This is a genomic window from Pseudomonas sp. PvP001 (genome assembly GCF_040546375.1).
GTDB lineage: Bacteria > Pseudomonadota > Gammaproteobacteria > Pseudomonadales > Pseudomonadaceae > Aquipseudomonas > Aquipseudomonas coleopterorum.
In genome coordinates this window covers 1,003,689-1,024,745 of record NZ_JBEPNQ010000001.1, presented here as the reverse complement: position 1 = coordinate 1,024,745, position 21,057 = coordinate 1,003,689, and the positions used below count along the sequence as shown (strand labels likewise).

At 62.8% G+C, this 21,057-nt stretch carries 21 protein-coding genes; 15 read left to right on the top strand and 6 right to left on the bottom strand.

The features are described 5' to 3' along the window. Positions 1–5: 5 nt before the first annotated feature. Together ABMD26_RS04640 and ABMD26_RS04635 are read right to left on the bottom strand one after the other, a co-directional pair. Complete coding sequence (locus ABMD26_RS04640; RefSeq protein WP_134721515.1) at positions 6–314, bottom strand: YciI family protein; 309 nt, start codon at positions 312–314, stop codon at positions 6–8. Between the two features lies 1 nt (position 315). Next, on the bottom strand, positions 316–912 hold the full coding sequence (locus tag ABMD26_RS04635; protein ID WP_049861035.1) for a septation protein A: 597 nt from the start codon (positions 910–912) through the stop codon (positions 316–318). A gap of 65 nt (positions 913–977) precedes the next feature. Between ABMD26_RS04635 and ABMD26_RS04630 the strand changes: the two genes are divergently transcribed. From ABMD26_RS04630 to scpB, 4 genes are read left to right on the top strand one after another with little or no spacing between them, the layout of a single operon-like run. Continuing rightward, on the top strand, positions 978–1,838 hold the full coding sequence (locus ABMD26_RS04630; RefSeq protein WP_056843252.1) for a PHP domain-containing protein: 861 nt from the start codon (positions 978–980) through the stop codon (positions 1,836–1,838). Positions 1,839–1,851: 13 nt separating this feature from the next. After that, positions 1,852–2,481, top strand: coding sequence for an L-threonylcarbamoyladenylate synthase (locus ABMD26_RS04625; protein WP_056843251.1), 630 nt, complete (start codon positions 1,852–1,854; stop codon positions 2,479–2,481). Between the two features lie 5 nt (positions 2,482–2,486). Further along, positions 2,487–3,314 carry a segregation and condensation protein A gene (locus ABMD26_RS04620; RefSeq protein WP_489315738.1) on the top strand — a complete coding sequence of 276 codons (828 nt, stop codon included), beginning with the start codon at positions 2,487–2,489 and terminating at the stop codon, positions 3,312–3,314. Beyond that, on the top strand, positions 3,311–4,084 hold the full coding sequence (gene scpB / locus ABMD26_RS04615; RefSeq protein ID WP_354308394.1) for an SMC-Scp complex subunit ScpB: 774 nt from the start codon (positions 3,311–3,313) through the stop codon (positions 4,082–4,084). The genes ABMD26_RS04620 and scpB overlap by 4 nt, the downstream gene beginning before the upstream one ends. Positions 4,085–4,115: 31 nt before the next feature. On the opposite strand, the gene ABMD26_RS04610 is transcribed toward scpB, so the two are convergent. Genes ABMD26_RS04610 through ABMD26_RS04600 form a run of 3 tightly spaced genes read right to left on the bottom strand, consistent with a single transcriptional unit; the run spans position 4,116 to position 7,139 of the window. Beyond that, entirely contained in the window at positions 4,116–4,469 is a 354-nt protein-coding gene (locus ABMD26_RS04610) for an AzlD domain-containing protein (RefSeq protein ID WP_354308392.1), read from the bottom strand. After that, positions 4,450–5,160 (bottom strand): AzlC family ABC transporter permease, encoded by a 711-nt coding sequence (locus ABMD26_RS04605; protein ID WP_354308390.1) that lies wholly within the window; start codon positions 5,158–5,160, stop codon positions 4,450–4,452. The genes ABMD26_RS04610 and ABMD26_RS04605 overlap by 20 nt, the downstream gene beginning before the upstream one ends. Continuing rightward, on the bottom strand, positions 5,157–7,139 hold the full coding sequence (locus ABMD26_RS04600) for a methyltransferase domain-containing protein (RefSeq protein ID WP_354308388.1): 1,983 nt from the start codon (positions 7,137–7,139) through the stop codon (positions 5,157–5,159). Before ABMD26_RS04600 ends, ABMD26_RS04605 begins: the two co-directional genes overlap by 4 nt. Positions 7,140–7,712: 573 nt before the next feature. Between ABMD26_RS04600 and ABMD26_RS04595 the strand changes: the two genes are divergently transcribed. The 11 genes from ABMD26_RS04595 (at position 7,713) to ABMD26_RS04545 (ending at position 17,600) form a co-directional block, all read left to right on the top strand. Then, positions 7,713–8,489, top strand: coding sequence for a transporter substrate-binding domain-containing protein (locus ABMD26_RS04595; protein ID WP_049861031.1), 777 nt, complete (start codon positions 7,713–7,715; stop codon positions 8,487–8,489). Between the two features lie 51 nt (positions 8,490–8,540). Next, entirely contained in the window at positions 8,541–9,218 is a 678-nt protein-coding gene (locus ABMD26_RS04590; RefSeq protein ID WP_056843249.1) for an amino acid ABC transporter permease, read from the top strand. Then, positions 9,215–9,949: an amino acid ABC transporter ATP-binding protein gene (locus ABMD26_RS04585; protein WP_354308385.1), complete on the top strand. Its 735-nt coding sequence runs from the start codon at positions 9,215–9,217 to the stop codon at positions 9,947–9,949. Before ABMD26_RS04590 ends, ABMD26_RS04585 begins: the two co-directional genes overlap by 4 nt. 37 nt (positions 9,950–9,986) lie before the next feature. Continuing rightward, on the top strand, positions 9,987–11,234 hold the full coding sequence (locus ABMD26_RS04580) for a cysteine desulfurase-like protein (protein ID WP_354308383.1): 1,248 nt from the start codon (positions 9,987–9,989) through the stop codon (positions 11,232–11,234). Positions 11,235–11,271: 37 nt separating this feature from the next. Continuing rightward, positions 11,272–12,129 carry a MurR/RpiR family transcriptional regulator gene (locus tag ABMD26_RS04575; RefSeq protein WP_122741694.1) on the top strand — a complete coding sequence of 286 codons (858 nt, stop codon included), beginning with the start codon at positions 11,272–11,274 and terminating at the stop codon, positions 12,127–12,129. A 45-nt stretch (positions 12,130–12,174) separates the two neighbouring features. Next, positions 12,175–13,095 (top strand): allantoinase PuuE, encoded by a 921-nt coding sequence (locus tag ABMD26_RS04570; protein WP_354308380.1) that lies wholly within the window; start codon positions 12,175–12,177, stop codon positions 13,093–13,095. A 166-nt stretch (positions 13,096–13,261) separates the two neighbouring features. Next, entirely contained in the window at positions 13,262–14,698 is a 1,437-nt protein-coding gene (hydA, locus tag ABMD26_RS04565) for a dihydropyrimidinase (protein WP_134721506.1), read from the top strand. Positions 14,699–14,993: 295 nt separating this feature from the next. After that, on the top strand, positions 14,994–15,302 hold the full coding sequence (locus tag ABMD26_RS04560) for a type II toxin-antitoxin system RelB/DinJ family antitoxin (RefSeq protein WP_122741696.1): 309 nt from the start codon (positions 14,994–14,996) through the stop codon (positions 15,300–15,302). Continuing rightward, positions 15,299–15,589, top strand: coding sequence for a type II toxin-antitoxin system RelE/ParE family toxin (locus ABMD26_RS04555; protein ID WP_122741697.1), 291 nt, complete (start codon positions 15,299–15,301; stop codon positions 15,587–15,589). Before ABMD26_RS04560 ends, ABMD26_RS04555 begins: the two co-directional genes overlap by 4 nt. Positions 15,590–15,717: 128 nt before the next feature. After that, positions 15,718–16,011 (top strand): SEL1-like repeat protein, encoded by a 294-nt coding sequence (locus ABMD26_RS04550; protein WP_134721505.1) that lies wholly within the window; start codon positions 15,718–15,720, stop codon positions 16,009–16,011. Between the two features lie 182 nt (positions 16,012–16,193). Beyond that, entirely contained in the window at positions 16,194–17,600 is a 1,407-nt protein-coding gene (locus ABMD26_RS04545) for a DNA recombination protein RmuC (protein WP_354311797.1), read from the top strand. On the opposite strand, the gene ABMD26_RS04540 is transcribed toward ABMD26_RS04545, so the two are convergent. After that, entirely contained in the window at positions 17,571–21,041 is a 3,471-nt protein-coding gene (locus tag ABMD26_RS04540; protein WP_354308376.1) for a hybrid sensor histidine kinase/response regulator, read from the bottom strand. The genes ABMD26_RS04545 and ABMD26_RS04540 overlap by 30 nt on opposite strands. Positions 21,042–21,057 lie beyond the last annotated feature (16 nt).

The window sequence follows — 21,057 nt, the reverse complement described above, 5'->3', positions numbered from 1 at the left end:
AACCTTCATTCAGGCGCAGGCAGGGTCTGCTTGAAAGGTTTGACCAGCACGTCCTTATAGACCCCGGCCGCGACGAACGGGTCGGCGCCAGCCCAGGCCTGGGCTTCGTCCAGGGACTCGAAGTGGGCAACGATGAGGCTGCCGCTGAACCCGCTTTCGCCGGGATCATTGCTGTCGATGGCTGGGTGGGGACCGGCCAGGACCAGACGGCCGGCGGTTTCCAGCTGCTTCAGGCGCTCAAGGTGCTCGGGCCGTGCGGCCAGGCGTTTTTCCAGAGAGTTGGGCGTGTCGGTGGCAATGATGGCGTAGAGCATGTCAATCCTCGGTTTTCGGTGTTGTACGATCGGAATCATGCAGGTGACGGGACAGGTAGATGCCCTGGCCCACCAGGAACAGCAAGGTCATGGCCAGGCTGCCGAACACTTTGAAGTCGACCCAGAACTGCTCGAAGGTAAATGCCACGAACAGGTTGGCAGCGCCGCAGAACAGGAAGAAGACCACCCACGCCACGTTGAGTTTCGCCCAGATCGGGTCGGGCAGGGTCAGGGCGTGGCCCATCATGCGCTTGATCAGCAGTTGCTTGCCGATGAAATGACTGCCGGCGAACGCCAGGGCGAACAGCCAGTTGACCACCGGTGCCTTCCATTTGAGGAAGGTTTCACTATGGAAGGCCAGGGTCAGGGTGCCGAACACCAGGCAGGCGATCAGGGTCAACCACTGGCCTTTCTCCAGCTTGCGCTGCTTGATGAACAACAGACCGTAGACCACCACCGAGCTGGCGATCAGCACTTTGGTGGCGCTGAAGATGCCGCCCAGTTCAAAGCTGTAACCGGCCAGGTCGACCATGTGCGGGTCGGTCTTGTAGACGATGAGGAACAGGAGCAGCGGGATGAAATCGATCAATTGTTTCACAATGGCAGCCAGAAGCAGGATGTGGCGGCATAATAACAAACATCAATGACTGCGAAAGCGCCACTATGAATGTTGACCTGCACTGCCACAGCACCGCTTCCGACGGCGCCCTTGCGCCTGCTGTCCTGGTGCAGCGAGCCTTCGATCACGGCGTGCAGACCCTGGCCTTGACCGACCATGACACCCTGGAGGGCCAGCCAGAGGCCCGTGCGGCCGCGACAGCACTGAACATGCAGTGGGTCAGTGGTGTCGAAATGTCATGCACCTGGGGCGGTGCGACCATCCACGTGCTCGGTTACAATTTCGCTCTGGATGCGCCGCCTCTGGTCGCCGCGCTCGACAGCCTGCACCACGGTCGCTGGCTGCGTGCCGAAGAAATCGACCGGCGCCTGGCGCTCAAGGGCATGCCCGGCGCCCTGGAAGGCGCCCGCGCCATCCAGCAGGGCCTGGGCGACAGCGGCAATGCGCCGGCCCGCCCGCATTTCGCCGATTTCCTCGTGCAGCAAGGCTACGTCAAGGATCGCCAGGAGGCGTTCCGCAAATGGCTGGGCGCGGGCAAGCTGGGTGACGTCAAGCAGCACTGGCCTACGCTGGAGGACACCGTGCGCACGTTGCGCGAAGCCCGGGCCTGGATCAGCCTGGCGCACCCGTTGCACTACGATTTCACCCGCAGCAAGCGGCGCAAGCTGATCGGCGACTATATTCAGGCCGGAGGTCATGCGATCGAGGTGGTCAACGGCATGCAGGCGGCCGAGCAGGTCGGCACGCTGTCCATTCTGGCTCGCGAGTTCGGCCTGATGGTCAGCGCCGGCAGTGATTTCCATGGTCCGGGCGCCTGGGGTGAAATCGGTGTCTATCGACCCTTGCCGGTGGACCTGCCGCCGCTGTCCGCGCGGTTCAAGCACGATCCGTCAATCTCCGCCTGAACAGGATGCCAACGTGAGTCAATTCTTTCAGATCCACCCAGAGAATCCGCAGCCGCGGCTGATCAAGCAAGCGGTCGAGATCATTCGCAAGGGCGGCATCGTGATCTACCCCACTGATTCTTCATACGCCATCGGTTGTCAGATTGGCGACAAGAGCGCAGTGGAGCGGGTGCGCCGCCTGCGCCAGCTGGACGACAAACACAACTTTGCGATCATCTGCTGCGACCTGTCGCAGCTGGGGCTGTTCGCCAAGGTCGATACCGCGGCGTTCCGCCTGCTCAAGGCGCATACGCCAGGGCCGTATACCTTCATCCTCAGCGCCACCCGCGAAGTGCCGCGCCTGCTCTTGCACCCCAAGCGCCGCACCATCGGCCTGCGCGTGCCCAGTCATCCGATCGCCCTGGCCCTGCTGGAAGAACTGGGCGAACCGCTGATGAGTGTGAGTTTGATCATGCCCGGTGACAGCGAGCCGCTTAGTGATCCTTACGAGATGCGTCAGTTGCTGGAAAAACATGTCGACCTGATCATCGATGGTGGTTTCGGCGGGACCGAAGCGTCCACCGTGATCAACCTGGCTGACGGCGATCCGCAGGTGATACGCGTGGGTTGCGGCGACCCGGCTCCGTTTGCGGCCATGGCGTGAGTGACCTGAGCGCGGTCGAAGAGCCGTCGTCCAGCCTTGCCCAAGGCTCGCCCGAGCAGCTGCAACTGGCGCTGGTCTATGGCCAGGCGTTCACCCAGATGCCGCAGGACCTGTACATCCCGCCGGATGCGCTGGAAGTGTTTCTGGAGGCGTTCGAAGGTCCGCTCGACCTGCTGCTGTACCTGATCCGCAAGCAGAACATCGATATCCTCGACATTCCCGTGGCGGAGATCACCCGTCAGTACATGGGCTACGTCGAGCTGATGAAGAGCGTACGCCTGGAGCTTGCCGCCGAGTATCTGGTGATGGCCGCCATGCTCGCCGAGATCAAGTCGCGCATGTTGCTGCCGCGCAGCGCCGTGGTCGAGGACGAAGAGCACGATCCGCGTGCCGAGCTGATTCGCCGCCTGCAGGAATACGAGCGCTTCAAGGCGGCCGCCGAAGGGATCGACACCCTCAAGCGGGTAGGTCGTGATCTCTACGTGCCCAAGCTCGATGCGCCCCAGGCCAAGGTGCGCAAGCTGCTGCCCGAGGTCAGCCTGGAAGAGCTACTGATGTCCATGGCCGACGTGTTGCGGCGCAGTGACATGTTCGAAAGCCATCAGGTCAGCCGTGAGGCGCTGTCGACCCGCGAGCGCATGAGCCAGGTACTCGAACGCTTGCGCGGTGGCGGTTTCGTGCCTTTCGTCGAACTGTTCGGTGCCGAGGAAGGCAAGCTCGGCGTGGTGGTGACCTTCATGGCCATCCTCGAACTGGTGAAGGAGCAACTGATCGAACTGGTGCAGAATGACGCCTTTGCCGCTATCCATGTGCGTGCCCGAGCCGAACAATGAACTTGACTGACCCGCGCGATCTGGCGCCGCTGCTTGAAGCCTTTCTGTTGGCCTCCGGAAAACCCCAGTCCCTGGAACGCCTCCATGAGCTGTTCGAGGAGGCCGAGCGGCCGGAGCCGGCAGTGTTCAAGAAGGCCCTTGAAGTCCTGAGCAAATCCTGCGAAAAGCGCGCGTTCGAACTGGTCGAGGTGGCGTCCGGCTACCGTCTGCAGATCCGCGAGAAGTACGCGCCCTGGGTCGGCCGGCTCTGGGAAGAACGGCCGCAGCGCTATTCCCGTGCCCTGCTGGAAACCATGGCCCTGATCGCCTATCGCCAACCCATCACCCGCGGCGAGATCGAAGACGTGCGCGGCGTGGCGGTGAACAGCAATATCGTCAAGACCCTGGTGGAGCGTGAGTGGATCCGTGTGGTGGGTTATCGCGACGTGCCGGGCCGGCCGGCGATGTTCGCCACCGCTAAGGCGTTTCTCGATCACTTCAACCTCAAGAGCCTCGATGAATTGCCGCCGCTGGCGGTTCTGCGCGAGATGGAACCCGAGTCGGTCTTGGACGACCACGACGAAGACGCGCCGGTGCCCGCCCATCTGCAGGCGTTGGCCGATGCCAGTGCCGAGGGTGAGGGCGAGGCACCGCCCAAGGACGAGACCAGCTTCCGCTCGTTGCTGGTGGAACTCGATTCGATGGAGCAGGGGCTCAAGATCGACTTCGATGATCTGCTCGAAGATCCTGCGCAGACGAACGACTCGACGCAGACCGACGACGAGCGTTGAATCTGCGGTGAGCCCTCTGCCCCGAATGGATCTACGCCACACCCGCTACAGACAAACACAATGCATAACACGCCACCCCGATCATCAGAGCAAGTCCTGCACTTTTACTCAGCCTGAGTACAGCCAGCGTTGCCAGCAAACTGACCAGATAACTTGCAAACGGCTGTACGCCATCGACTGCGGCATCTCGCAGGTCCGGCATGATCGCGACGACAGCGATCGCAGCCAGCAAAGAGGGTCCCAGGGCGTTGAGCGGCGTTTGTTTTCCGGGGCTTTTGCCTTCCACGAAGTTGCGCTTGAAGACAAATGGCAGTGCGCGGGTGGCGAAGGTCACTGCGCCCATGGCGATGATGGCTACCCATGCTTCATTCAGATGCAAGCTCATTGTCCTTTCCTCCCCACAGCGTCGAGACGCACCCGACAAATGCACCCAGTAGAAGCGCGAGCCCTGACAGTCCTGCAGCCCACAAGGCGCAGGCTGTCAGTGCAGAGGCAATGATTGCCGTACGATGCCCAGGTTTGAAGGTTTCATGCACCAATATGAGAAACAGCGCCGGAAGCGCAAAAGGCATCGCCTTGGCCAGAAGGGGAATGCTTTCGGACAGCTGCAAACCCAGATAAGCGCCGAGGGCGGTACCCATCACCCAGGCCAGGTAACTGCAGCCTCCCATCCACATCATCCAGATGCCGCGGTCCGCCGCATTGACGGCTGACAGTCTGATCAAGGCGGTTGCGAACACTTCGTCGGTCAGAAAAAAAGCGATGCCCAGTCTGCGTGGGGTTGCGGTATTGCCCAGCGTCGCTTTCAACAGCGAGCCGTACAGCAGATGCCGGATGTCCATCAGCGCGCACAGGCCTATCACCCACAACCAGGGCGTGCTGGCGGATATGGCAGCCAGCAGGACGAATTGGCTGGCTCCAGCAAAAATGATGGCCGACATGGCGATCGTCATTTCAGGCGACACGCCGTGAGTGACACCGGTCATGCCGAAAGCGAAGGCGATCGGCAAATAGCCTATGACCACAGGCATGGAGGACGACATAGCCTGTGTGCGCACACCGATGTGACGACTCATAGCGCTTTCAATACGAACAAGTGAGTGCCTGCATCCCACTCGCTTCGGCCGGCGGTCGCATAAAGCCTGGAGTGGCGCAGCACCTCGAAGCCAGCGGTATTTGCCAGGTCTTGAAAGCACCTCGGATAGGTCTTTTGTTCCACTTCATAATCCAGGCCTGCGACCAGCGCCTCGAGCTCGAGAAAATGAAGACGGTAGAAAGCGATCAATGGATCGCTCAAGGCCGAAGGCAAGTCCAGCGCTCTGATCTCTTCGAGCAGTTTTCGAGTCCTGTTTTCCGCCTCGGCGTATGCACTGTGGCTTGCATCGAATAGGGCCAGTGGCACGTGCTGACGGATCAACGTTACCAACGCCGCTTCAGCGGCCTCCAGCGTATGGGGCGAAATGGGTATGAACGTATCGGCGATGTATTGAAGATGATGTGTGATCAGGTTGCGACTTCGGGTGCTCGCGTTTTCGAACTCGGCGATCATTTCATCTGCAACGATGAACAGACCTCCGGGGGCCAGTTGAGCCCGTGTCGACTGTAAAAACTCAAGGGTGTCGAGATGGTGCGATGCGCCCACCGAAATGGCGGCAGTGTAGGGCGTATGAGGCTTGTCGAGTTCGGTGATGCTGGCGTGAATCGGCGTTACGTTGGCGTAGTCCGCGAAAAGCTTTTTGAGGTGGTGAAAAGCTGCACCGCTGGGATCCACGGCCGTGACATTGAGCTCCGGCAGCAGCTCGAGCAGCATTTTCAGTGGAAGCCCCGGGCCGGTGCCGACGTCGATGATCGAGGCAGTGGCGCTTCCCAAATGGCCCTGCAACTCGTTTGCTATAGCGACTGCTTGTTTTGCATAGGCCGGGTGGACCAGTTCATAGGCCGCGTAGGCGTCGACATTGATACGGTCTTCAAAACTCGCTTTTTCCGAGCGTGCGTCCATCCTTGTCGATTTCTCATACCGGGGAGCTGCCTGGGCAGGCACACAGGGATATCCGTGTCGGGTCAGCGCCTCGGCGGCCAGGGTTGCCAAGCATACCGAGTCGCTCTGAGCGATATCTTCAAGCCCATTCTTTTGGTGCTGGCTCAGCGAGCGCCAGGGTGAGAAGCCTAGATTGCAGATATCCAGCGCCTGCCTCAGCGCATCACTCGCGCCGGGTGCGGTCGACTGGATCAGCGCATGGGTGCCTTGCCGGGACAGGCTGACAATCATGGGTCTGGCTTCGTAGACCAGATGAAGTTGAGATCTTTCGACTTTGACGCGTGCCGACCTGAGGTTATCGCTCAGCGCCGAGAGTGCCATCTGCGCCTCAAGGTGACATTTTTCGAAAGTCAGTTTGCGGGCGACGATGCCCTGCCTGGCTTCGAGCGCCATGCGATCGACCTGCACATTCAGGCCTTCCCAATCGTCGATGGTCACGGGCCAGTCACGAATCTTGTCGTCTGCGCATGAAGGCCGATTGTCGGGTTCGGGGTAGATCACCGAAATCTGGACGGTGCACGGTTCGTCCAGACTTTGATAAAGATGCTGCACATCGCCTTTGAATCGTACCGATTGCCCGGAGCTGATCAATTGAGGTTCGCTGGAGGTGCCAATGAGCATCCGGCCTTGCAGCATCAGAACGTGTTCGATGACACCTGCCATGTGTGGCTCGGCCAACCGCTTGGTATGCGGGGCCAACTCCATCACAAAGGTCTCGATGACCCTGGGCGTCGTTTCTCTGTTGATCAGTTTGGCGCTGATTCCGGCAGCGGTGTAGACGGTTGCCTCTTCGCGTTCCGAGGCGATCAGTTGGCCGAAAGGTACATTCAGACTCCTGGCAAGATTCCAGAGTGTTTCGATGGTCGGATTGCCTTCGCCTTTTTCGATGCCCGACAGGGTGGCCTTTCCGATGCCACTGATTTCTGCCAACCCGGACAGGGAGATGCCACGCACGGATCGTGCTGACTTCAGGTTGGACGAGACGGCTTCGCGAATGGCGGTAGGCAGTGTGTTCATCGAGCACATTCACATCGTTCCTTTTAGTGAATATTAATGATCAATATACCGAACGATTAGGTTCTGTCAATTTGGCCCACGCTGGACGTTTTCATTGGTTTATCAGTCGAGAAGCGTGATTGACCGCCTGCAGGGCGGATGGAATAGGGGTTCGCTTGGACGAACGGACTCTGTTGTCAGATGCTGACTTGCACTTTTGATCGTTCAGGGGCGCGCGTGAGCCGGACTGCCAGGCGGGTATGGCGTTGTGGAGTCTTCGCGGTGGTTCAGGTGCATCCGGGGTGAGGCCTTCGCGGCCACGGACCGCTCCTACGAGGGATGTCGCCAGCGCCTGGTCCGTGCTCCGCTTGAGTGCACTTGAGGCGTGAATTACCTGGCCGATGCTCGGCGTGCCGCTCGTTTTCTGACTTTGTGGCCTGCACCAATGCGGGCATTGATCGCCCTTTCATGGAGCATTTAATTCAATAAAATTAAACCTTGAATTATTTGATTCCTGCTCCTAGTCTCGTTCTCGACAGGCCTGCGCAAGTACCCAGGCCGCCATTGGCACTGACGTGAATTGGGGAGCTGGACATGAGCGTGAAAGTACTTTTGAGCATGGCTGTGGCCACTGCGTTTTCAGCCTCGGCACTGGCTGCCGATTGGACCGTCGGTGCCAACGTCGGCAACGTCCCTTGGGAGTTTCAGGACGCCAAGGGCGACATCGTCGGTTTCGAAGTCGATGTGGTGAAGGAAGTGGCCAAGCGCGCCGGCAAGACCGTAGAGTTCGTCAACATTCCTTTCAACGGTCTGTTCAGCGCCGTGCAGTCCAAGCGCGCGGACATCGCCATTTCTTCGATCACCATCACCCCCAAACGCCTGGAATCGGTCGGGTTCGCCCAGCCGTACTACGATAGCGACCAGTCGCTCTCGGTGCTGACCAAGTCCGGCATCAAGGGCCTGGCCGACATGAGCGGCAAGGTGGTGGGCGTGGACACCGGTTCGACCGGCGACATGTGGGCCGCCCAGCATCAAGGCGAGTACAAGTTCAAGGACATCTCGCGCTACGAAGGGTTGTCGCCGGCCATGCTCGACCTGGCGTCCGGGCGCATGGACGGCTACATCAGCGACATTCCCGCCGTGCTCTATTACATCAAGGACAAGCCGCAGTATGCCGTGGTCGCACGCATTCCCACCGGCGAGAAGTACTCGCTGATGCACGCCAAGGGCTGGGCCGAAGGCGAACGCGTGAACACCATCATCAGCGAGATGAAAAAAGACGGCGTGATCGCCGACCTGCACAAGAAGTGGTTCGGTGCAGCCGCCGCAGACGATTCCAGCACCGTGAAGGTCGTCGACGTACCCAAGTAAGTTCAGCCTTTCGCCCCGCCCGCTACCGGCTCACGACCAAGGGATCCGTTCATGGAGTTGCTACACACTTTCTTCAACTGGGACGTGTTCGTCGATGCGCTGCCGTTGATGCTGCGCGGCCTTGGCGTGACCATCCTGCTGGGCGTGGTGAGTATCGTGCTGGGTCTGGTCGGCGGGTTGCTGCTGGCCATGCTCAGGCTGTATGGCTACACCCCCGTGCGCTGGCTGGCGCGGGTCTACATCGACGTGCTGCGCTCAATCCCGCTGCTGGTGCTGCTGGTGCTGATCTACTACGCCTTGCCCTTCGTCGGCATTCGGCTGTCGTCCTTCGCCGCTGCGGCGGCCGCGCTGTCGCTGGTGTCGTGTGCCTACTCGGCGGAGATATTCCGCTCCGGCATCGAGGCCATTCCCAAGGGGCAGTTCGAAGCGGCGGCCTCCCAGGGCATGAGTTTCTTCAACACCATGCGCGACGTGATCCTGCCCCAGGCCATGCGCATCGTTCTGCCGCCGATGACCAGCAACTGCATCAACGTCATGAAGGACACCGCCCTGGCGTCGGTGGTGGCCATGCCCGACCTGCTCAAGCAGGCCACCCAGGCCCAGGCGCTGTCGGCCAACCCTACACCGCTGGTGGGAGCGGCGATCATGTACCTGTTGTTGCTGCTGCCCCTGGTGCAACTGGTCAGCTGGGTCGAGCGGCGCAACGGCAACGGAGGCAAGCGCGCATGAGCAACGTCATCGAGATCGAACGGCTGGACAAGTTCTACGGACCTTTCCAGGCCCTCACCGATATCAACCTGACCGTCGCCCAGGGCGAGGTGGTGGTGATCCTCGGTCCGTCGGGGTCGGGCAAGTCCACCCTGATTCGCTGCATCAACCTGCTCGAACCCTATCAGAGCGGTGACATCCGGGTGTCCGGGCAGCGCGTGGAAAACGGCGCCAAGCTCGCCGGCATCCGCTGCGAAGTGGGCATGGTGTTTCAGAACTTCAACCTCTATCCCCACCTCACGGTGCTGGCCAACGTGGCGCTGGCACCGGTGCGGGTACGCGGCATGAACCGACGCGATGCCCAGGCCCGCGCGCGGCTGTTGCTGGAAAAGGTCGGCATGGCCAGCCACGCCGACAAGTACCCCAGTCAACTGTCCGGAGGCCAGCAGCAACGGGTCGCGATCGCCCGGACCATGGCCATGGAACCGCGTGTGATCCTGTTCGACGAACCCACCTCGGCACTGGACCCGGAAATGGTCGGCGAAGTGCTCGACGTGATGCAGAACCTGGCTCGGTCCGGGGTGACCATGATCGTGGTGACCCACGAGATGGGTTTCGCGCGCAAGGTCGCCGACCGGGTGATCTTCATGGAAACCGGCCGCATCATCGAACAGAACGCTCCGCAGGCATTCTTCACCGCGCCGCAGGAACCGCGAACCCAGGCGTTCCTGCAGGCCATCCTGCATCACTGACAGGCTTGACCCCTGACAAGCAACCGGGAGACTCACTTTGACTGCCCTTGATATCGACTACGTTCGTCGCCAATTCCCTGCACTCGCCGACGGCTACGGCTACCTGGACAATGCTGGCGGTTCGGCAGTGCTCAAGCCAGTGGCCGAGCGCATCAGCCACTATTTGCTCAACCATGCCGTGCAGTTGGGCGCCTCCTACGCGCCGTCGGTGCAGGCCGGTGAGAAGGTGCTCGAAGCCCGTGCCTCGGTGGCCCAGCTGATCAATGCTCGTCACTCGGAAGAGTGCGTGATGGCCGGCTCGACCACGCTGCTGCTGCAATTGCTGGCACGAGCCATTGCACCCTCGATCGGGGCGGGCGACGAGATCATCGTCACCCACAGCGATCACGAAGCCAACATCGGCCCTTGGCAGCGCCTGTGCGAAGAACGCGGGGCCACGTTGCGCGTGTGGTCAGTGGACCCGTCCAGCCTGGAGCTGGAACTGCACGACCTCCAAGCACTGCTGGGACCGCGCACCCGTTACGTGGCGATGACCCATGCGTCGAACATTCTGGGCAGCGTCAACCCGGTCGCGCAGGTCGCCGAGCACGTGCATGCCTGCGGTGCGAAGCTGGTGGTGGACGCGGTGGCGTACGCGCCGCACCGTCTGGTGGACGTGCAGGCCAGTGGCGCCGACTACTATGTCTTCAGTTTCTACAAGGTCTTCGGTCCCCATTTCGCCGTGCTGTGGGGCAAGCGCGAGCTGTTGCTGGAGCTGCCCAGCCTCAACCACTTCTTCATCGGCCAGGACGTGCTGCCGTACAAACTGCAGCCGGGCAACGTCAACTACGAGCTGTCCTATGGCTGCATCGGCATCAGCGACTACCTGCAGGACATCGGCCGCCGCCTGGGCGGCGAAGGCAGCGAGCGGCAGATCATGCAGGCGGCCTTCGATGCGTTCGAAGTGCAGGAGAACGTGCTAGCCGAGATTCTGCTGGGCTATCTGCGCGAGGCCGACGGCGTGCGCATCATCGGCAAGCCGCGCGTCACCGCAGGTGACCGGGTGCCGACCATCAGTTTCGTGGTCGAGGGCGTGCAGTCCGAGGCGATCGTGCGCCGCGTCGATGCAGCGCGAATCGGCATCCGTTTTGGTGACTTCTACGCCCGTCACTTGATCGAAGCACTGGGCCTGGCGCCTCAGGGCGGGGTGGTGCGTGTTTCCATCGCGCACTACAACACCGTCGACGAAATGACCCGGCTGGTGGACTGCCTGGCCCACGCCATCGCAGATTTGCGTCCCCGCTGACCGTCATCGAGCCAACGAGCTATCGAGCCACAGAACCATGCCATTACCGCACACCCTTGAAGAGCTGCGCAGCGCCATCGCCGTCGGCCAGGACAAACTCACCGCGCGCATGCGCGATGCCGCGCAGTACGTGATCGAGCACCCCCATGACGTGGCGCTCAACACGGTCGCCGCCCTGGCCGCGCGTTCGCAGATTCCCGCTTCGGCGTTCATTCGCCTGGCTCAGGCCTTGGGCTATGGTGGCTTCAGCGATCTGCAGCGCGTGTGCAAGGCGCCGTTGGAGAAGGCCGGGCAGGGCAGCTTCAAGGAGCGTATCCGTCACTACCGCGGCGAACAGCTGCTGGACGATCCGACCGACGTGGGCGCCATGCTGGGCGCCTTTAGCCGGGCCAATATCGTCTCCCTCGAACACCTCGCCGAAGGGCAGCAGGTGCAGGCGCTGGAACAGGCCATTGCCTTGCTGCAACAGGCGCGAACCACCTTCGTGGTCGGCATGCGCCGTTCGTTTCCCATGGCCGCGTACCTCAGCTATGCCTTGAGCCGGGTTGGCCGCCGCGCCGTACACATCAGCGGCCTGGGCGGCAGCCTGCGCGAGCAGGTGGGGGCGCTGCATGGCGATGACGTGCTGGTGGCCGTCAGCTTTCCGCCCTATGCCCAGGAAACCATCGACGCCTGCAATCAGGCGGTCGCGGCCGGCACGCCGATCGTGGCCATCACCGACAGCCTGCTGAGCCCGATCGGCCAGTGCGCTGCGGTGATGATCGAAGTCGACGACGCCGAGCTGCTCGGTTTCCGCTCGCTGACCGCGGCGTTCTGCGTCGCCCAGACTCTGGCCATGGGCCTGGCCTTCGGCGATGGCCGCGACCATGAAGCCCTGAAAGACATCGACTGCTGAGGCCCCAGGCCCGGCTTTTTGCCCAACCTGCTGGAGAGCCGTACCGTGACATTCCCCCTCAGAGATCTGGTCGGTTATGGCCAGCAACGTCCCCAAGGTACCTGGCCCAATGGTGCCCGGCTGGCAATCAGTCTGGTCATCAACTACGAGGAAGGCTCCGAGCGCTCCCTGGCCATGGGTGATCCCGATCAGGAAAGCATGACCGAATGGGGCAGTTATCAGTTTCCCGATGGCGTACGCAACCTGGCCATGGAATCGATGTACGAATACGGCTCGCGGGTCGGCATCTGGCGGATTCTGGGGATCTTGCAGAAAGCCAACGTGCCGTCCACCTTCCATGCCTGCGCGGTGGCGTTCGAACAGAATCCAGACGTGGCCCGCGCGGCGGTCGAGCTGGGCCATGAGGTGTGCAGCCATGGCTATCGCTGGGAGGAAGTGTTCCGCCTCACCGAGGCGCAGGAGCGCGAGCACATCCGCCTGGCCATCGAATCCTTCCAGCGCACCTGCGGCAAGCGCCCGGTGGGCTGGTACTGCCGCTATGGCGCCAGCGTGCGAACCCGTCGCCTGGTGGCCGAGGAGGGCGGGTTTCTCTACGACTCGGACGCCTACAACGATGACGTGCCGTACTTCGTCGACGTGGAAGGCAAACGCCACCTGGTGGTGCCGTACACCAGTGACGTCAACGATTTCCGTTACTGGAACTCACCTGGCCTCTCCCAGGCTTCGGATTTTCTCGAGTACATGAAGGAAAGCTTCGAGGTGCTGCACGAGGAGTCCGCGAATGGCTTGCGCATGATGTCCGTCGGCCTGCACCCGCGCATGGTCGGCCGCCCAGGCCGGGTGCGCGCCCTGCAGAAGTTCATCGAATATGCCCAGGGCCACGAAGGCGTCTGGTTCGCCACTCGCGAACAGATCGCCCAGGCCTGGCTGGAACGCGATGCCGCTGGGGTGTGCACCCCCCTGTAGCAGCGGCGCGAGCCGCGTCGGCGGTGGACGCGGTTCGCCTGACACACTGCGGTGAACCCGGACGCGGCTTGCACCGCTGCTACACGGATTGCGGTGTCTGCGGGGTAGATGCTGGGACATGTTGACCATGCCGGTTGGGGCCGGCTACTGCTTGAAGAGGCTTGATATGCAACCTTTCGATACGGTTATTCGCAACGCCCGCGTGGTCACTGCTGCAGACACCTTTACCAGCGACATCGGCATTCGTCACGGGCGCATCGCCGCCCTGGCGCTGGACCTGCCCCCAGGCCTCAAGGAAATCGATGCCGCAGGCCGGCATGTGACCCCGGGGGGCATCGACAGCCATGTGCACCTGGATCAGCCCACCGGCGACGGCTCGGTCATGGCCGATGACTTCTTCAGCGGCACGGTGTCGGCTGCCTGCGGCGGAACCACCACGGTGATTCCGTTCGCTTGCCAGCAGAAGGGCGAAACCCTGCGCGCGGCGGTGGACGACTACCATCGCCGTGCCGGCGACAAGCCGGTGATCGACTACGCCTTCCACCTGATCGTCACCGACCCCACGCCCGAAGTGTTGCGTAAAGAACTGCCCGTGCTGATTGCCGAAGGCTACACCTCGTTCAAGATCTACATGACCTACGACGCGCTGAAACTGGGTGATCGGGAGATTCTCGAAACCCTCTCCGTGGCGCGCCGCGAAGGCGCCATGGTCATGCTGCATGCCGAGAACAGCGACTGCATCGCCTGGCTCACCGAGCGCCTGCTGGCGGCCGGGCTCAGTGCGCCGCGCTACCATGCCAGCTCGCGGCCGATGCTGGTGGAGCGTGAAGCCACCCATCGCGCCATTGCCCTGGCCGAACTGGTGGACGTGCCCATCCTCATCGTCCACGTGTCGGGTCGCGAGGCCGTGGAGCAGATTCGCTGGGCGCAGAGCCATGGCCTGAAGGTGTACGCCGAAACCTGCCCGCAGTACCTGTTCCTGACCGCCGATTCGCTGGGCTGCGACGACAGTTTCGAAGGCGCCAAATGCATCTGCAGTCCACCGCCGCGCGACGCCGCCAACCAGCAAGTGATCTGGGATGGACTGGAAAACGGCTCGTTCGAGATCTTCTCGTCCGACCATGCGCCGTTTCGCTATGGCGGCCCAGATGGCAAGCGCGCCCACGGCGAGGACGCCTCGTTCGACAAGATCGCCAACGGCATTCCCGGCGTCGAGACGCGCTTGGCATTGTTGTGGTCCGAAGGCGTGCGTACCGGCCGCATCACCCCGCAGAGCTTCGTCGCGCTGACGTCGACCAACGCGGCGAAGATGTACGGTCTGTACCCGCGCAAGGGCAGTATCGCCATCGGCGCGGATGCCGATCTGGTGATCTGGGATGAAGGACAGTCGGTGTCGATCAGCAACGAGATGCTGCACCACAACGTCGACTACACCCCCTACGCCGGCATGCAGCTGAGCGCCTGGCCAGCCATCACGCTGTCACGCGGCGACGTAGTGTGGGACGGCAAGCCTCGCGGCGAAGCGGGCCGTGGCCGGTTTCTGCCGTGCGAGCGTCCGGCCCCGGCGCAGGCCCGCCGGCGCAAAACCGAGTTGCCGCTGTGAACGCCGTGCAGCAGGTGGCAGCCAGCCGCTCGTCGAAGCATTGAACTCCCTGCCCTGGCTGGCACGGCATGCCGCCGCAGTGGGCAATTCACTGCGCGCTGGCGATCTGATCGCGACCGGGAGCTGGACCGGGGTTCGGTGGCTGGGTATGGGTGCCAGGGTAGAAGTGGAGTTTGCCGAGCACGGTCGGGCAGGGCTGTTGGGTTGAAATACGCGCGCATGGATACCGACACAGATCTTGCCAGTGTAATTCGTTTGAATTACATTCGGGTTTAAATCCATTGAGGAGGTTCCCATGGCTGCCACAGCTTTGGTGCAAGCCCGTATCGACCCTGAACTGCGTGATCGTGCCGCCCACGTGCTGGGAAAAATGGGCATGACGCTATCAGATGCTGTTCGAATTCTGCTTACCCGGGTGGCGAATGAAGGTGGCTTGCCCGTTGGGCTCACCACGGATCCTCAAGCCCACGACGCCTGGTTCAAATCCAAGGTCATGGAAGCCCTGGCCGAGCACACGCCTGCCATTCCAGCCGAAGATGTCGAAGCGCATTTCGCCAGACGCCGAGCCATCGCCTTGCAGAAATCGAAAGAGGTAAGCGAGTGAGGCTTGAATGGACAGCAGCAGCGCTCAAGGATCGAGACCGAATTTTTGATTACACCGAAGAGTTCAATCCAGCCGCGGCTATCCAGGTGGATCAACGTATAAGCGATTGCGTAGCCCGCCTGGAACAGCACCCGCTCAGCGGTCGTATCGGTAGGGTCGAAGGCACGTACGAAGTGGTTATTGTCGACACCTCTTTCATAGCCGCCTATGTCATTCGAGGGCAAGTCGTGACTGTCTTGCGGATATTGCACTGTGCCCGCAACTGGCCGGAAACATTGTCCGACTAGCCGATAGGGAGAAGTCCTTACCGGTAGCCATAGGCGTTTCAGCCCTGCGGCCACTAGTCACCCTCCCGCGCATTCGCCGAAAAAAAAGAGTAAGGTGGCGCGCTTTTCCGATCTGCCCAAAGTTTTTCATGAAAAGTTCAGCTCCCGCTGCACCCAAGCGTTTCACTCTCAAGGTCGCCCTCTGGCTGCTCGACAGCCCCCGCCTGGGCCACAAGGCCAACGTCAAACACCTCGCCGGGCGCATGCTCAAGCAGCCCGCGCGCGAAGGGATAGTGGTCGCGCAAAGCCGGCTTGGCCAATTGATGTGCCGTGACTGCGGCAACGCCCGCGACCAGCGCATCGGCCAGGAACTTCTGCGCCAGGCGGCTCGCGCCGGTGATCCGGCCGCCCAGACCGCGTTGAGCCATCTGCGCCGCAGCTGACACCCGGTTTGCCCCGAAAGGCCAATGGCCTCAGACTGCCGCTCATCGACCCTGCATGAGAGCAAACCATGGCCCTGGACGTGACCAGCCTGTTGATCGGCCTGCTGGCGGCCGCCCTGCCGTGCCTGGCACTGGCCTGGCAGCTGCAGCGCAAAAGCACTGCCGCCCTGGCCCAGGTCGCCTTGCTCGACGAGCGCCTGAGCAACGCGCAGTTGGCTCAGGACGGCCTGAGCGCGCAGCTCGATGCCTGCCGCGACGAGGTCAGCGACCTGAGCCAGGCCAACTCGGCCAAGCAGGCCGAACTGGCCGGTCTGCGCCGCGAGGTCGAGCTGCTGCAGAACGAGCGCGACAATGCCCGCGATGCCGCCCACGCCTGGAGCATCGAACGCAGCACCCGTGAAACCGAATTGCGCCGTCTGGATGCGCAATGTGCCGGCCTGTCGGCTGAACTGCGCGAACAGCAGGACAGCCACCAGCAGCGCCTGAACGACCTGCAGGGTTCACGGGACGAACTGCGCGCGCAGTTCGCCGAGCTGGCCGGCAAGATCTTCGACGAGCGCGAACAACGCTTCGCCGAAAACAGCCAGCAACGCCTGGGGCAACTGCTCGATCCGCTCAAGGAGCGCATCCAGTCGTTCGAAAAACGTGTGGAAGAGAGCTACCAGAACGAGGCACGCGAGCGCTTCTCCCTGGGCAAGGAGCTGGAGCGTCTGCAACAGCTGAACCAGCGCCTGAGCACCGAAGCGACCAACCTGACCCAGGCCCTCAAGGGCCAGAAGACCCAGGGTAACTGGGGCGAGCTGATCCTGGAGCGGGTGCTGGAGCATGCCGGGCTGGAAAAGGGTCGCGAGTACCAGACCCAGGTCAGCCTCAAGGGACCGGACGGCGAGCGTTTTCAGCCGGACGTGTTGATCATGCTGCCCGGCGACAAACAGGTGGTGGTCGATTCCAAGGTCAGCCTCACCGCCTACCAGCAGTACATCGCCGCCGAAGACGGTGCCATCGCCCAGGCCGCGCTCAAGCAGCACGTGCTGTCGTTGCGCAACCACGTCAAGGGGCTGTCCGGCAAGGACTACAGTCGCCTGGACGGGCTGCACAGCCTGGATTTCGTCCTGCTCTTCGTGCCCATCGAAGCGGCCTTCTCCGCTGCGCTGCAGGCCGAGCCCAACCTGTTCCAGGAAGCCTTCGACCGGCAGATCGTCATCGTCAGCCCCACCACCTTGCTGGCAACGCTGCGGGTCATCGACAGCCTCTGGAAGCAGGAACGGCAAAGCCAGAATGCCCGCGAAATCGCCGAGCGCGCCGGGTGGCTGTACGACAAGTTCGTCTTGTTTATCCAGGATCTCGATGAAGTCGGCAACCGCCTGCAGCAGCTGGACAAGGCCTACGGCGCGGCGCGCAACAAGCTCACCGAAGGGCGCGGCAACCTGGTCAGCCGCAGCGAGCAGCTCAAGTTGCTTGGCGCCCGTGCCAGCAAGAGCCTGCCGCCCGACCTGCTCGAACGCGCCATGACCGAAGCGCGTCAGGACGCCAGCGCCGAGGCCGATGCCGACGGCGTGTCAGTGCCGGCTCAGGTACCGGTTGAGTAGCGCCCGCAAGGCCGCCGGTTTGACCGGCTTGGCCAGATAGTCCAAGCCCGCGGCGTGCACCTGGGCGACGGTTTCGGGGCGCACGTCGGCGCTGATCACCACGCCCGGCACCGGCTCGGCCAGCGCAGTGCGCAGCCAGGCCATCAGGTGCGTCCCGGTCTCGCCTTCGTCCAGGTGGTAGTCGACCAAGGCCAGTTGCGGACGCTTGCCTTCGGCCAGCAGCGCCGCACACTCCTGGCGATTGCGCGCGGTCCACACCTCGCACCCCCAGCGGCTGAGCAGGCTGTGCATGCCCAGCAGGATGCTGTCTTCGTTGTCGACGCACAGCACTCGCGCCCCGCCTAGCGGCTGGCTCACGGGCGCCGGAGCGGGCAGGGCGTTCTGGGTGTCGACGCCGGCCAGCGGGACCGTCACGCTGAACACGCTGCCATGACCCGGCCAGGAGCGCACCTGCAGCGGATGGCCGAGCACTCGGCACAGCCCGTCGGCAATCGCCAGGCCCAGGCCCAGGCCCTTTTCGGCCCGGGTCTGGTGGCTGTCCAGGCGCTTGAATTCCTCGAAGATCGTTTCCAATTTGTCGCGGGCGATGCCCGGGCCGCGGTCCCACACCTCGAGGCTCAAGGCGCCGGGCTTGCGCCGCACCCCCAGCAGGATCGGCCCGCGCCCGTAGCGGAACGCGTTGGTGAGGAAATTCTGCAGCACGCGGCGCAACAGCTTGATATCGCTGTCCACCCGCAAGCGGCTGCCGCGCACGCGGAAATCCAGGTCCTGTTCGCGGGCCTGGGCCTTGAATTCCGGCCCCAGCCCATCGAACAGTTCGCTGAGGGCGAAGCCCTTGCGATCCGGGCTGATCTTGCCGTTCTCCAGGCGGGAGATATCCAGCAGATCGCTGATCAGGTCTTCGGCCGAGCGCAGTGAATGGTCCATGTGCTGCACCAGTTGGCTGGCCTCGGTCGATAAACCGGGCTGGTGCGACAGCGCGGCGGAGAACAGCCGTGCGGCATTGAGCGGCTGCATCAGGTCGTGACTGACCGCGGCCAGGAAACGGGTCTTGGACTGGTTCGCCGATTCGGCATGACCCTTGGCTTCGGTCAGCGCCTGGTTCAATTGCGACAGTTCATGGGTGCGCTCGGCGACCCGCTGCTCCAGGCCTTCGTTGGCATCCTTGAGCGCCTGCGCGGCCTCGCGGTAGGCGGTGATGTCGGTGAAGCTCATGACGAAGCCGCCGCCCGGCATCGGGTTGCCGATCAACTCGATGACCCGGCCATTGGGAAACAGCCGCTCGGAAGTGTGCGCGCGACCCTGGCGCATCCAGTGCAGACGCCGGGCCACATGGACCTGTGCCTCGCCCGGTCCGCACAGGCCGCGCTCGGCGTTGTAGCGGATGATGTCGGCAATCGGCCGACCCACGCTGATCAAGCCGTCCGGGTAATTGAACAGCTCCAGATAGCGGTGGTTCCAGGCCACCAGGCGCAGCGACTGATCGATCACGCTGATGCCCTGGGTGATGTTTTCGATCGCGCCCTGCAACAGCGCGCGGTTGAATTGCAGCACCTCGCTGGCTTCGTCGGCGATGCGCACCACGTCTTCGAGTTGCATGTCACGACCTTCGATGGCCGCCTTCACCACCGCGCGGGTCGACGAACTGCCCAGCACGCCCGCCAGCAGCCGTTCGGTATGGGCGATCCACTGGCCGTCGGCATTCTGGTTGGGATTGAAGCCCTTGCCTTGACGATAGGCGTAGCGAAGAAAGCTCTGCCGTGCACGCTCTTCACCCACGAAGCGCGCGGCCAGGTTGAGCAGGTCGTTGATCTGCACCGCCAGCAGCGAGCGCCCATGGGGCCCGGCGTTGATCTCCTGACCGATGAAACGCCCGGCCTGCCAGTGCTCGCTGACACGGGTGCGCGACAGCACCGAAACCCAGGCGAAGAGGATGAAGTTACCGGCCAGCGACAACACCACACCTTGGGTCAACGGGGTGATCGGCAAACCGAAGGGGTTGCCGTGGATCCAGGCCAGACCGGGAAAGAGGTTCAGCGGCAGGTTCAGGCTGTGCGCCGCGACTGGCAGCACCAGGGTATAGAACCAGAGGAAGATACCCACCGCCAGCCCGGCGAAAACCCCGCGCCGGTTGGCCTGCTTCCAGTACAGCGCACCGAGCATCGCCGGCGTCAGCTGGGTCACGGCGGCGAAGGCAATCTGGCCGATGGTGGCCAGGCTGGCGGTGGAGCCGAGCAGGCGATAGCTGACGTAGGCCAGCAAGAGGATCACCACGATGCTCAGCCGGCGCACGCTGAGCATCCACTGGCGAAACACTTCGAAAGGCCGCTCCGCACTCTGCCGACGCAACAGCCACGGCAGCAGCATGTCGTTGGAGACCATGGTCGACAGCGCCACGCTGGCGACGATGACCATGCCGGTGGCCGCCGATGCGCCGCCGATGAAGGCCAGCAGGGCCAGGGCCGGATGGGCTTCGGCCAGGGGCAGGCTGATGACGAACGAATCCGGAATCACCGAGCTGGGCAGCAGCATCTGCCCGGCCAGCGCGATCGGCACCACGAACAGCCCGGCCAGGATCAGATAGGCGGGAAACACCCAGCGCGCCAGGCGCAGGTCCTGTGGGTCGGTGTTCTCCACCACGGTGACGTGGAACTGCCGTGGCAGGCAGAGGATGGCCATCATGGCCACGCCGGTCTGCACCACCATCGAGGGCCAGTTGATGGTTTCCTTCCAGTACGCTTCCAGGCGTGGCGCCAGCATGGCTTGATCGAGCAGATCATCGAAACCGTCGTACAGACCATAGGTGACGAAGATGCCCACGGCCAGGAACGCGAACAGCTTGACCAGCGCTTCGAAGGCGATCGCCAGGACCATGCCGCGGTGGTGCTCGGTGACGTCCAGCGTGCGCGTGCCGAAGAGAATGGTGAACAGCGCCAGCACCAGGGTCACCACCATGGCGGTGTCCTGCACGCGGGTGCCGGTGGCGTCGGCACCGGCACCGATCAGCAGGTTCACGCCCAGCACGATGCCCTTGAGCTGCAAGGCGATGTAGGGCAGCACGCCGATCAGGCAGATCAGCGCGACGACCACCGCCAGGCTCTGCGACTTGCCGTAGCGCGCCGCGATGAAGTCGGCAATGGAGGTGATGTTTTCCTGCTTGCTGATCATCACCATCTTCTGCTGCACCCAGGGCGCCAGCAGCATCAGCAGTACCGGCCCCAGGTAGATCGGCAGGAACGCCCAGAGCTGCTCGGCCGCCTGGCCCACCGCGCCGAAGAACGTCCAGCTGGTGCAGTACACCGCCAGCGACAGGCTGTAGACCCAGGCGCGCACCCGTGGCGGCAGCGGCGCGCTGCGGCGGTCGCCATAGAAGGCGATGGCGAACATCACGGCCATGTAGGCCAGGGCAACGGTGGCGATCAATCCGCTGGACAACGACATCGATGACTCCGGAACG

Coding starts and splice junctions, on each gene's coding strand:
- ABMD26_RS04630 (WP_056843252.1), top strand. CDS start 978: ATGAATGTTGACCTGCACTGCCACAGCACCGCTTCCGACGGCGCCCTT.
- ABMD26_RS04550 (WP_134721505.1), top strand. CDS start 15,718: ATGAAAAGTTCAGCTCCCGCTGCACCCAAGCGTTTCACTCTCAAGGTC.
- ABMD26_RS04590 (WP_056843249.1), top strand. CDS start 8,541: ATGGAGTTGCTACACACTTTCTTCAACTGGGACGTGTTCGTCGATGCG.
- ABMD26_RS04595 (WP_049861031.1), top strand. CDS start 7,713: ATGAGCGTGAAAGTACTTTTGAGCATGGCTGTGGCCACTGCGTTTTCA.
- ABMD26_RS04575 (WP_122741694.1), top strand. CDS start 11,272: ATGCCATTACCGCACACCCTTGAAGAGCTGCGCAGCGCCATCGCCGTC.
- ABMD26_RS04610 (WP_354308392.1), bottom strand. CDS start 4,469: ATGAGCTTGCATCTGAATGAAGCATGGGTAGCCATCATCGCCATGGGC.
- ABMD26_RS04605 (WP_354308390.1), bottom strand. CDS start 5,160: ATGAGTCGTCACATCGGTGTGCGCACACAGGCTATGTCGTCCTCCATG.
- hydA (WP_134721506.1), top strand. CDS start 13,262: ATGCAACCTTTCGATACGGTTATTCGCAACGCCCGCGTGGTCACTGCT.
- ABMD26_RS04540 (WP_354308376.1), bottom strand. CDS start 21,041: ATGTCGTTGTCCAGCGGATTGATCGCCACCGTTGCCCTGGCCTACATG.
- ABMD26_RS04640 (WP_134721515.1), bottom strand. CDS start 314: ATGCTCTACGCCATCATTGCCACCGACACGCCCAACTCTCTGGAAAAA.
- scpB (WP_354308394.1), top strand. CDS start 3,311: ATGAACTTGACTGACCCGCGCGATCTGGCGCCGCTGCTTGAAGCCTTT.
- ABMD26_RS04560 (WP_122741696.1), top strand. CDS start 14,994: ATGGCTGCCACAGCTTTGGTGCAAGCCCGTATCGACCCTGAACTGCGT.
- ABMD26_RS04585 (WP_354308385.1), top strand. CDS start 9,215: ATGAGCAACGTCATCGAGATCGAACGGCTGGACAAGTTCTACGGACCT.
- ABMD26_RS04600 (WP_354308388.1), bottom strand. CDS start 7,139: ATGAACACACTGCCTACCGCCATTCGCGAAGCCGTCTCGTCCAACCTG.